Consider the following 13,402-nt stretch of genomic DNA (forward strand, 5'->3'; position numbering starts at 1 on the left):
GTGAAGAACTTCAATAAGCAAATCACTTTATCGCTGAAAAATCCGTTTATTTTACATCATGACGTTTACGGACAAAAAGTCCTTCCGGGATTGGCTTATATTGATATGTTTTATCAGATTTTCAAAGAGCGCGGCTATTCATACGACGGGCTTCAGCTGCGCCATTTATCCATATATCAGCCGCTTATTGCGAAAGAAGACAGCGCCGTCAAGCTTACGGTTGAATGTACAAAGGTAAAAGAAGGGCGCTGGAAACTTACCGCAAAAGGGGCTGAGGTCAGCGGCGGACGAGTCCAGCCGGAAGAACGCATTTACGTCAAAGCGGAAATGCACGAGACGGCACCCGCAGTTTTCAGTGACACGCTTGATCTTGACTCTGTCAAACGCGAGGCGGAACGCACCATTGATTTAAATGAGCTGTATGCACAATGCAGAAGCCAGGAATTGGTTCACAGCGGATATATGAAAGCAGAAGGAGAAGTGTTTGAGGAGCGGGACGGCGTCACCTTTGATGTATCGCTCGGAAAAGACGCGATGGGACAGGCCGGAGGGTTTTTGTTCCATCCGACTCTTCTTGACGGAAGCGGCGTCGGCGCAAACCTATTGATCTCATCGCTGTTAAATGGGGAAAAGAGGCTGTTTCTGCCTCTTTTCTACGAATCTTTTACAGCTTCCGAACCTTTGCAGGCCGGCTGCATCACGAGAATCAAACGTTCGTCGCTTCGGCAGGAAAAGGAGCTTATTTACATTACACTGGAGTTTTTTAACGCATCCGGCCGGAAAGTAGCCGAGCTGAAAGATTTCACAAGCAAGCTCGTGCGGGATGCCGAGCTGATCAATACAGACCGAAAGACTGCTGAGAAGTCTCCTGAAAAAGCCGGTTTACCGGAAGTTGCGGCATCGCTTGAAGGCGGACACCCGCATGAAGAAGCAGAGCGGTATGTCATGAATCTGATGGCGGAAAAAATCGGCAAGCCGCTTGAACAGATTGATTCTCAAGTCGGCTACTATGAAATGGGGCTGACATCGTCCGGACTGCTTGACGTCGTCGAAACGATCAGCGAAAAAATCGGCGAAACCCTTTCTCCGACTTTGCTGTTTGAATATACGACGGCAGCAGAGTTGGCGGCTTTCCTGACTGAGCAGTACGGGAGCCATTTCAGCGCGTCTCCGGCAAAAATGGAGAAGCCGGTTGAGACGCAAACAGAAAAAAGGCGGAAAAGCAGTGTGCCGCAAGATGAAGATATCGCCATTATCGGCATGGCCGGCCGCTACCCGCAGGCCGAAAATATTCATGAATTCTGGGAAAACCTGAAAGAAGGAAAAAACTGTGTCACCGAAATTCCGGAGTCTCGATGGGACTGGCGCCGGTTTGAAAATGTAAAGTCGCCTTCCGGGAAGAGCATTTCAAAATGGGGCGGATTTATTGATGATCCGGATTGCTTTGATCCCCAATTTTTCCGGATTACGCCGCGGGAAGCTGAAACAATGGACCCTCAGGAACGGCTGTTTTTACAAACATGCTGGGAAACGATTGAGGATGCCGGATATACGCCGAAGTCGCTCGCAGAGGCGCGCGGACGGAATAAGAGACAGCGCGTCGGCGTCTTCGCAGGGGTGATGCATAAGGATTATACGTTGGTCGGGGCTGAAGCTTCTTCTGAAGATCATGTATTCCCGCTTTCTCTTAATTATGCGCAAATCGCAAACAGAGTTTCATATTTTTGCAATTTTCACGGGCCGAGCATGGCGGTCGATACGGTCTGTTCATCTTCGCTGACTGCGGTTCATCTTGCTGCGGAAAGCATTCGGCGCGGGGAATGTGAATCGGCGGTTGCCGGAGGCGTCAACTTGTCGCTGCATCCGAATAAATATCTGACATACGGTTTATGGGACATGTTTTCAACAGACGGGGTTTGTCATACATTCGGGAAAGACGGAGACGGCTATGTACCGGCTGAAGGAATCGGTGCCGTTTTATTAAAACCGCTGCGAGAGGCGGTAAAAGACGGAGACCGGATTTATGCGGTGATAAAGGGCAGTGCCGTCAATCACGTGGGGACAGTGAGCGGAATTTCCGTGCCGAGTCCTGTCGCGCAGGCCGATTTGATTGAAGAATGCCTGGACAAAGCGGGCATCGATCCGCGCACGGTCAGTTATATTGAGGCGCACGGGACGGGAACTTCTCTCGGCGATCCGATTGAGGTTCAAGGCCTTGTCAAGGCGTTCCGCCAGTACACACAGGACAAACAGTTCTGTTCGATCGGATCAGTGAAGTCCAATATCGGCCATGCGGAATCGGCGGCGGGCATCAGCGGCTTAAGCAAAGTTGCCCTGCAGCTTCACCATAAAACTTTGGTGCCGTCTCTTCATTCCGAGGAGCTGAATCCGTATTTAGATTTTGAACAATCACCGTTTTACGTCCAGCATCATACCGAAGAGTGGCAGCAGCCTTCAGTGAAGGAAAACGGAAACGAAACCGTATATCCCCGGCGTGCTGGGATCAGTTCTTTCGGGGCGACAGGTTCAAATGTGCATCTCATTCTGGAAGAATTTATTCCGGAAGAATCACTCGGAACAAATGCTGAACCGGCAGGAGAACAGACATTCATTTTTCCGGTTTCAGCCCGGAATGAAGAACGGCTAAAAGAGTACGTTGCGAAGCTGTCTGCATTTATTCATCCCGGCCTGCCGCTTGAGGATGCGGCATATACACTTCAGATCGGCCGTGAACAGATGGAGGAGCGGGTTGCGTTCACCGCTCAGAATATGACACAGCTCAAAGAGCGGCTGGAAGGCTTTCTGGCAGGTAAAACGGTCAGCGGGTGCTGGCGGAACCGAGCTGATAAAAGCAAACAGGCAGAGCTTGCTCCAGACTTGATACATAAATGGCTTTCTTCCGGGAGTCTGGAGATGATTGCCGAAAAGTGGGCCGGCGGAGGAACAATGGATTGGAATCTCTTATACGGTGAAAACAAACCGAATCGGATCAGCCTGCCGACATATCCGTTTGAAAAAACACGGTATTGGGTGCCGAAGGCGGAGAATAGAGAATCTCTGCCGCAAAAAAATGCAGGCATGCTGCACCCGCTCCTGCATGAAAATGTATCAAACATGTCAGGCGTCCGTTTCCGCTCTGCGTTTAGCGGCGGAGAATTTTTCCTGCAAGATCACATCGTCAAAAACGAGCGGACGTTACCGGGCGCGGCTTATCTGGAAATGGTTCGGGCGGCCGTTGAACACGCGGCAGAAACGAAGGAAGAAGGAACAGTCCGTCTGAAACATGTCGTATGGATACGTCCGTTTACAGCGGCGGATGAGTCCGCAGAACTGTATCTCCGTCTTTATGACGAAGAAAATGGGGAGATGGGATTTACGGTTTACAGTGAATCGGCTTCCTCGGAACAAGAGGCCGTTCTCTATGCGCAAGGAAGCGCAGCGTTTGTCCGAGCGGGCGAACCGGCCAAAATCGAGATTGACAAATTAAGAGAGTCACGCCGTCTGATCACACCTGACGCTTGCTATCAGGCATACAAACAGATGGGGATTGAATACGGGGATGCTCACAAAGCGGTCACGGAAATCTATGCAAAAGACAGCAAAGTGCTCGCGAAGCTCTCACTCCCGTCATCTATTTCTCATACAAAAGATCAGTTTGTCCTCCATCCGAGCCTTTTGGATGCGGCCTTCCACGCGACAATCGGGTTAATGCTTGACAGAGACGGGACTGACATACGCCCGATGCTGCCGTTTGCTCTCGAACAGATTGAAGTGTTGAAAAGCTGTAAAAGCGATATGTGGGTATCCATTGCGTACAGCGGCGAAAGCAAGCCTGAAGATGCCGTGCAGAAGCTGGATATTGATGTATGTGACGAACAAGGCAATGTATGTGTGGAAATAACTGGTTATTCCGCACGGGAAATTGAAACGGATAAAACAGATACACTATATTTTGAACACGTATGGGAAGAGAAGGCCGCTGTACATGAAAAAGCGCCGATCCATTTCAAAGCCCGTCACGTGATGATATCTGACCGGTTTACGGATCAAATGAACAGCATACAGACAGACTTCAGCTGTCATGTGCTCCGTGATCAGCATAAGAGTGAAGACGAACGGTTTGAAGCTTGTGCGCTTCAGGCGTTCGAAGAAGTGAAGAAAATCCTCGCTTCAAATTCCGGCGGGCGCGAGCTCATTCAGATTGTCGTGCCTCAAGAAGCGGATACGCAGCTCCTTTGCGGCTTAACGGGGCTTTTGAAAACAGCGGCGCTTGAAAACCCGAACCTGACCGGCCAGCTGATTGAATTGGAGCCGGACGTCAAGGCAGACACGCTGTCACGATATGTAAAAGAATGCAGCGCTCATCCTGATGACAAGTATATTCGCTATGAAAACGGCAGGCGCTATACGGCACAATGGCAGGAAACAGGGCTTGAACAGTTCGGCGCCAAAAAGCCGTGGAAGGATAAAGGTGTTTATCTGATCACTGGCGGGGCGGGCGCTCTCGGATTTTTGTTCGCCAAAGAAATCGCCCGGCATGCAAAAGACGCCGTTCTTATTTTAACGGGGCGTTCTCTGTTGGATAACCGTAAAAAAGCCCAGCTTCAAGAACTGTCCGATCTCGGCGCGCAAGCCGTGTACAAACAAACGGACATAACGGAAAAACAAGAAGTTCAATCGCTCACAGCGGACATCTGCCGGCAGTACGGCGGATTAAACGGTATCATACACAGCGCCGGAACGATAAAAGACAACTATATTCTGAAAAAGGACCAGGATGAAATCCGTGATGTACTGGCGCCGAAAGTCTCCGGACTGGTTCATCTGGATGAAGCGGCAAAGGACATTGAGCTTGATTTTCTGATTCTTTTCTCTTCCGGAGCCGGAAGCGCCGGAAGCGCGGGCCAGGCTGATTATGCGATGGCCAATGCGTTTATGAACGCCTTCAGTGAAAAAAGAAACCGTAAAAAAGCCCGAAATGAACGCTATGGACACACCCTTTCAATCTGCTGGCCGCTTTGGAAAGACGGCGGCATGACGGTTGATGCTGAAACGGAAGCCATGCTGACAAAAGAAAGCGGCATGGTCCCTATGCAAACAGGAAACGGCATTCAGGCTTTGTACCGCGGGTGGGCGGCAAACACATCCCAAGTCATGGTGACGGAAGGCTACGCCGCAAAAATCCGGGCGTTTCTGAAAAAATCAGCGGATGATCAGCCGGATAAGGGCAGCGAAACGGAAGAAACGGCAGGTCTTACAGCAGGCGGAGAGAACATGCTTGCAGAAAAAACGGAGCATTTCTTGAAACAAGTGCTTTCGGAAGTGACCAAACTTCCTGTCGGCAAAATTGACGCCAAGGCACCTATGGAAGATTACGGTATTGATTCGATTATGATTATGCATTTGACGGGCCGGCTGGAAAAGAGCTTCGGCTCATTGTCAAAAACATTGTTTTTCGAGTACCAGAATATCGAATCGCTGGCGCAGTATTTTATGAAAGCACACCGGGACACGCTGCTGGAAGTGACCGGGATGAAAACAGAAGAAACCCCTGCAGCCAAACCGGCGCTGTCTGAGAAAGCGAAAGTAAAGCCCGTTTCCAAACGGAATGAAGGCAAAGAAGGCTTTGCGCAAGTCCGTCCAGACACGCGGAAAAATCAGCAGCTGACGGAGCGTGAAGATATCGCGATTATCGGTATATCAGGACGATATCCGCAAGCCGAAAATCTTCAGGAATTTTGGAAGAATTTGAGTGAAGGCACTGACTGCATAACCGAAATTCCAAACGATCGCTGGGATCACAGTCTTTATTACGACGCTGATAAAGATAAAGCAGGCAAGACGTACGGAAAATGGGGAGGATTTTTGAAAGACGTGGACAAATTTGATCCGCAATTCTTCTCTATTTCACCCCGGGATGCAAAATTGATGGACCCGCAGGAGCGGTTATTCCTGCAATGTGTCTACGAAACGATGGAAGATGCCGGTTACACGCGCAAAAAGCTCACGGAAAAATCGGGTGATTTGCTTGGCGCCAATGTCGGTGTTTACGTCGGCGTCATGTATGAGGAATATCAGCTTTACGGAGCAGAAGAACAGGCGCGCGGAAAATCGCTTGCGCTGACCGGAAATCCGTCATCAATTGCGAACAGGGCTTCCTATGTATTCGGTTTTAACGGCCCGAGCATGGCTCTGGATACGATGTGCTCTTCTTCTTTAACAGCCATTCATCTGGCATGCCAAAGCTTGCGGAACGGGGAATGCGAAGCAGCATTTGCCGGGGGCGTCAATGTATCCGTTCATCCGAATAAATATTTGATGCTCGGCCAGAACAGATTTTTATCAAGCAAAGGCAGATGTGAAAGTTTCGGAGAAGGCGGAGACGGTTATGTGCCCGGTGAAGGAGTGGGCGCCGTACTCCTTAAGCCGCTTTCTAAAGCGAAAGCGGACGGTGATCATATTTACGGCCTGATCAAAGGAACGGCCGTGAACCATGATGGAAAAACAAACGGGTATTCCGTACCGAATCCGAACGCCCAAGCCGCGGTGATCAAACAGGCGTTAAAAGACGCGGGAACCGATCCGAGGGCGGTCAGCTACATCGAAGCCCATGGCACCGGGACTTCACTCGGCGATCCGATTGAAATCACGGGTCTGACAAAAGTCTTCTCAGAACAAACACAAGATAAACAGTTTTGCGCCATCGGCTCAGCGAAATCCAATATCGGGCACTGTGAAAGCGCGGCGGGCATCGCGGGGCTGACGAAGGTGCTGTTGCAAATGAAATACAAGAAGCTTGCGCCGTCACTGCATTCCCGGACGCTTAACCCGAATATTGATTTTCCGAGTACGCCGTTTAAAGTGCAGCAGACGCTTGAAGAGTGGAAAAGACCGGTCATAAATGATAAGGAATTGCCGAGAACCGCAGGACTTTCCTCATTCGGAGCCGGCGGCGTCAACGCTCATATCGTCATCGAAGAATATTCCGCTGATGAGGATAAGGAGACGGCTTTTGCTGCGCCTCATCCGTCGATGATCGTCCTTTCCGCGAAAAATGAGCAACGGCTTCAAAAACGGGCGGAACGTCTTCTTGATGCGCTGCGGAGCGGGCGTTACCGGGAAGCGGATCTGAGCCGGATCGCATATACACTTCAAATCGGCCGTGAACCGATGGAAGAGCGTCTCGGAATGATTGTCAGCAATTTGCGCGAGCTTGAAGAGAAGCTTGACGAATTTACGGGCGGCAAGGAGTCAATTGACCAGCTCTACCGCGGACAAGTCAAACAGAATAAAGACACGATGGCGCTGTTTGCGGCTGATGAGGACATGGAAAAAACCATTGAGGCGTGGCTTGAAAAAGGCAAAGCCGCAAAGGTATTAGAGCTTTGGGTGAAGGGCCTTCCGCTGAATTGGGATAAGCTGTATCAATTGGGCAGACCGCAAAAAATCAGTCTCCCGGCCTACCCGTTTGCAAAAGACCGTTATTGGATCGACATATCAGCAGATGCAGCTGTCAAAAGACCGACAGAAACACAGTCTGCGCCGATCGCACCGGCGGCCGTCCCGGAACCGGTCATTGAAGTAACAACTCTTCACGAGGAGACTGCCAAAGAAAAACCGTCAAACATTTCATTGCAGCCTTTGAGCGGCGCGAAACCGAAAAGAATCGTACAGTCTGTTTCCCGTCCGGCGGTTTCCGCTGAAAAAGTAAGTGCCGTATTGACCGAAAGTTTGGCAGACGTTTTATATATGGATGCCGACAATATCGACGCAGACGACACATTTATTGATATCGGCATGGATTCAATTACCGGTCTTGAATGGATAAAGTCTGTTAATAAAACGTACGGCACGTCCCTTACGGTGACGAGAGTATATGATTATCCGACAATCCGCCAGTTTGCGGCCTTCTTGCAAAAAGAGCTCGGAACAGAACCGATCCTTGAGGAAGCAACCGAACCGCAGAAAACAGAGGCCGTGAAAAAACCGTCAAACATCATGCTGCAGCCTTTAAACGCTCATAAGCAGCATGTGATACAAGCAGAAGCGGATATTCTGGAGGCGATGTCTGAAACGGCAGCTTCCGCCGAACCGGAAGAACCGATTGAAGCGGTGCATGACGAGTTATCAAAAGCACTGGCTGATGTATTGTACATGGAGCGGCATGAAGTAGATATTGATGAGGCCTTTATTGACTTGGGTATGGATTCGATTACCGGTCTTGAATGGATAAAGGCCGTCAATAAACGGTACGGCACGGACTGTAACGTAACGAAAGTGTATGATTATCCGACAATCCGCCAATTTGCCGATTTTCTGCGTACGCAGCCGTCCGTCCGCGGCAGAAAAAAACAGGCGGTTCCCGTACGTCCAAAGCCGCTTACGCAGCAACATGCCCTGCAGGAGAAAACACCTGACGAGTCTGAGAGATTAACGGTTCAAAAGGAACCTGAACCGGTGCAGGCCAAACGGGAGCCTAAAGATGAGATAGCGGACGCGATAGCCATCGTCGGCATGTCGGGCAAGTACCCGGATGCGCCGGACCTAAAGACGTATTGGGACAACTTAGCCCGTGCGAAAAACGCCATTCGCGACATCCCGCTTTCCCGCTGGGATGTAAACAAATACTATGATCCGGCCTTAAACAAGAAGGGCAAAGTATACTGCAGATCAATCGGTATGCTTGACGGCATCGAAGAGTTTGATCCGCTGTTCTTTAATATATCTCCGTCTGAAGCGGAACTTATGGACCCGCAGCACCGGATATTTTTACAGGAAGGTTTTAAAGCCTTTGAAGATGCGGGTTACAGCTCAAAAGAATTAAACGGGAAAAATTGCGGCGTTTATTTGGGGATTATGAACAATGAATATGGCATGATGTTAAACAAACATCAGACAGGAGGAAGCGCGACGGGCAACAGTTTCAGCATCGCGGCGGCCCGCCTGCCTTATTATCTCAATTTGAAAGGGCCGGCCATTCCGATTGATACGGCATGCTCTTCATCTCTCGTCGGGACTCATTTGGCGCGTCAGGCGCTGTTGAATCATGAAATTGACATGGCGCTTGTCGGCGGTGTCACCTTGTATTTAACGCCTGAATCATACATCAGCATGTGTGAAGCCGGAATGCTGTCTCCTGACGGCCAATGTAAAGCATTTGATAACAGTGCGAACGGATTTGTGCCCGGCGAGGGCGCGGGGGCGCTCGTTTTGAAGAGGCTGAAAGATGCGGAAGCCGATCAAGACCATATTTACGGAGTCATTATCGGATCTGGAATTAACCAGGACGGAAAAACCAACGGCATTACCGCACCAAGCGCGAAAAGCCAAATGGATTTAGAGCGCCAAGTGTATGAAGCGCACAACATCCACCCTGAGAGCATCACCTATGCGGAAATGCACGGCACCGGCACAAAGCAGGGGGATCCGATTGAATTAGAAGCCTTGTCTTCTGTATTTAAGGAAAAAACAGATCGCAAACAATTTTGCGCCATCGGTTCGGTTAAATCGAATATTGGGCATACGTCGGCAGCAGCAGGTGTAGCAAGCGTCCAGAAGGTTCTGCTGTCGATGAAGCATCAGCAGCTTGTGCCGACCCTTCATTTCAGCACGCCGAATGAACATTTTGATTTCGATGACTCGCCTTTATTTGTCAATACTGAACTCAAACCTTGGGAAACAGGCGGAGCGCCGCGGCGGGCCTGTGTCAGCTCATTCGGCTACAGCGGCACAAACGCTCATCTCGTTATCGAAGAGTATCAGCCGAAAGACCGGGGAAGCCGTAAGCCTGATGAGACAAACATTTTTGTGCTGTCGGCGAAAAAAGCGCCCCAGGTAAAAACCTATGCCGAGTCTGTGATCGAATTTGCAAAAGCCAATCAGAATATCAATCTTTCAGATATGGCGTACACGCTTCAAACCGGGCGTGATGCGATGGATTACCGTCTTGCGGTTACAGCCGGTTCGAGAGAAGAACTGATCAGCCGTTTAACCGATTTTGTAAACGGAAATACGGGTGAAGGGATATATGAAGCCCATATCAAAACGGCTAAAAAAGAAATCAAAGCATTTGAAACGGACGATGACCTGAAGCAGCTCGTAAGGTCATGGTTCGATAAGAAAAAATACGCCAAAATAGCGGAATTGTGGGCCAAAGGGCTTCAGATGGACTGGGACAGACTCTATCAAGGCGAAAAACCCCGCAGAATCAGTCTGCCGGCTTACCCATTTGCGAAGGAGCCGTACTGGCTGCCTGAGCCGAAAGCCGTACCGCAGGAAACAGAAGACCGGCGTGAGGCTGTGCTTTTAGAAAAGCAATGGGTTCCGTCTGAGATCGATTCGGCCGGTGAGAAAAGCGGCAGGACGGGGACGGTCATGATTTTGGCTGATGCAAGAACAGCGGAGCTAGCCGAAGAGACTGCGAAGCATTTCGCTGACTCATTCATTCTCCCGGTGGATTCCGCTGACACTGCAGCTAGCGATTCGAATCACATAGATGGCGCAATCGATCTGACGGGATGCGGAGACGAAGACCCTTCACTGGAAGGGCTCAGCAGGCTCCAGACTCTGATTGATACAAGCCGCTGTCAAGCGCGGCCGCTGACGCTGCTATATGTAACAAAAGGCTTGGAGCCATTTCAGCAGAAAACGATTCATCTTGCAGGAGCGGCAAAAAGCGGCCTGTACAGAATGCTTCAAAATGAGTATCAAAACGTGACGTCCAGACACATGGATGCCGATACAGATACGGATCAGCAGACGCTTGCCAAACAGATTGCAGATGAATTTTCGGCGGACAGCACAGAACCGGAAATCTGCCGCCGAAACGGACAGAGATACCGTGCTTTATTCAGGGAGATTCCAAGCAGGAAGCGAGCAGAACAGAAGCCCGCACCGTTTCCTGAAGACCATGTGCTTTTCATTACCGGAGGCACGAGGGGACTGGGTCTCTTATGCGCCCGCCATTTCACAGAAAAACACGGGGTGAAAAAAGTAGTGCTGACAGGCAGGGAGCCGATTCCTCCCCGTCATGAACGGTCAGTCGTTAATACGAGGCTGAAAGAGAAGATCCGGGCGATTGAAGAGCTCGAAGCAAAAGGAGTGCAAGTGGCGGTGATCAGTCTGAAATTGTCTGATCATGATGCGGCGGCAGCGGAAATTGAAACGATCCGGCGCACGATGGGACCGATCGGCGGCGTCATTCACTGTGCGGGATCGGTTAATTCAGTAAATCCGGCGTTTATCAGAAAGACTGCCGACGACATACAAGAAGTGCTTGAACCGAAAGTCGCCGGGCTTCAAACATTAAGCAGCCTTTTCACAAATGATCCTTTGCAATTTTTTGTCTTATTTTCTTCAGTATCTGCAGTCGTTCCGGCGCTCGCGGCGGGACAGTCGGATTATGCGATGGCAAATGCGTACATGGATTATTTCGCGGCGGCTCATCAGCATCAATATCCGTTAGTCAGCATTCAATGGCCGAACTGGAAGGAAACCGGATTAGGTGAAGTCCGCACAGAAAGCCTGAAGCAGACCGGGCTGCTGGGACTGTCCAACGCGGAAGGACTTGACTTGCTGGACCGCATTTTATCTGAAAACATCCGCCCGTCCGTTCTGCCGGCTATCGTTGATCGGAGCGAATGGCATCCTGACAGGCTGCTCTGTCAAGAGAAAACACAAAAAGCCGCGGAAAAACATTCAGACAGAGACCTGCTTCTTGATACGAAGGCGTGGCTTGTGAAACTGTTTTCCGATGAGCTGAAAATCGCTCCGGAAGAACTGGAAACAGACGAACCGTTTCAGGATTATGGGGTTGATTCGATCATTTTAGCGCAGCTTTTACAGCAAATGAATCAAGCGCTCAAAGAGGACTTAGACCCATCTGTTTTATATGAACATCCGACGATTGACGCGTTTGCCGAATGGCTTGTATCCAATGGGCAGCCGCTGCTTACAGAAAGGGAGGAACCTGATACAGAAATGTTGGTTCCGGCTGCCGTACAAACGGTTCACACTGAACAAAAGCGTGATGCCGTAACTGAAGACATTGCTGTCGTCGGAATGAGCTGCCGTTTTCCGGGAGCGGAATCGTTAGACCAATATTGGGACTTGCTGAGAAGCGGCAGGTCCGCAATCGGCTCCGTCCCGGCGGAACGTTTCGGATATGCAAATCAATACGTTGCGGGATTGATTGACAATATGGATCACTTTGATTCCGAATTCTTTTTCATTCCGGAAAACGACGCGAAAGCGATGGACCCTCAGGCGTTGGCGGTGTTGGAAGAGAGCTTGAAACTTTGGTGCCATGCCGGCTATACCCGTGAAGAAATCAAGGGCATAGAAGCCGGTGTGTATATCGGAGGCCGCAGCCAGCATCAGCCTGATCCTGAAAGTCTTGCGAATACCCGCAACCCGATCGTTGCGGGCGGGCAGAATTATTTAGCGGCAAACGTTTCGCAATTTTTTGATCTGCGCGGGCCGAGCATCGTGCTTGATACGGCTTGTTCATCGGCTTTGACAGGAATGAACATGGCCGTTCAGGCACTGAGAAGCGGCGATATCAAAGCGGCGGTAGTTGGCGGCGTCAGCCTGCTGAACACGGATGCGGCGCACCGGATGTTCCAAGAGCGCGGGCTGTTAAACGAAAAACCGGCATTTCACGTATTTGACAAGCGTTCAGGCGGTGTTGTCCTCGGTGAAGGCGTCGGCATGGTGCTGTTAAAAACAGTAAGCCAGGCGCAAAAAGACGGCGACACGATACACGCAGTCATTAAGGCCGCCGCCATGAACAATGACGGCAGAACGGCAGGCCCGTCAGCTCCTAATATGCAGGCGCAAAAAGACGTCATGCAAAGCGCGCTTTTCAAAAGCGGCAAAAAGCCGGAAGACATCAGTTATATCGAAGCAAACGGATCGGGTTCCGCGGTAACTGATTTGCTTGAGCTGAAGGCGATTCAATCCGTATACCGCTCAGGTCAGCATGTTCCGCTCGGCATCGGGTCAATCAAGCCGAACATCGGGCATCCGCTTTGCGCAGAAGGCATCGCAAGCTTCATTAAAGTCGTATTAATGCTGAAGCATAAACAAACGGTTCCGTTTCTCTCAGGAGACGAACCGATGCCGCATTTTGATATAACAAAGACAGATTTTCATTTTCATAAAACAGCCGGCGAATGGGATGCAGCCAGACCGTCAGCAGCCATCAACTGCTTTGCCGACGGCGGAACGAACGCCCACGTCATTCTGGAAGCTTGGGAAGAAAAAGATACCCGAATGAAAAGAAAGCCGCTGCCGGTACCGTCATTAAGACGTAAGGCTCTGGTAAAAGAGCCTGACGCACCGGCGGAGAAACAAGAGCTTCCTGCGAAAAAAATGTTCTGGAAAGCATTTAAATGAGAGAGGA

General features: G+C 50.4%; 1 protein-coding gene. It reads left to right on the forward strand.

Annotated elements, in window-relative coordinates:
- Positions 1-13,395 carry a type I polyketide synthase gene (locus MY7_RS07495; RefSeq protein ID WP_029325916.1) on the forward strand — a complete coding sequence of 4,465 codons (13,395 nt, stop codon included), beginning with the start codon at positions 1-3 and terminating at the stop codon, positions 13,393-13,395.
- The last annotated feature ends 7 nt before the right edge of the window (positions 13,396-13,402 follow it).

This window comes from Bacillus sp. 5B6 (genome assembly GCF_000259405.1).
GTDB lineage: Bacteria > Bacillota > Bacilli > Bacillales > Bacillaceae > Bacillus > Bacillus velezensis.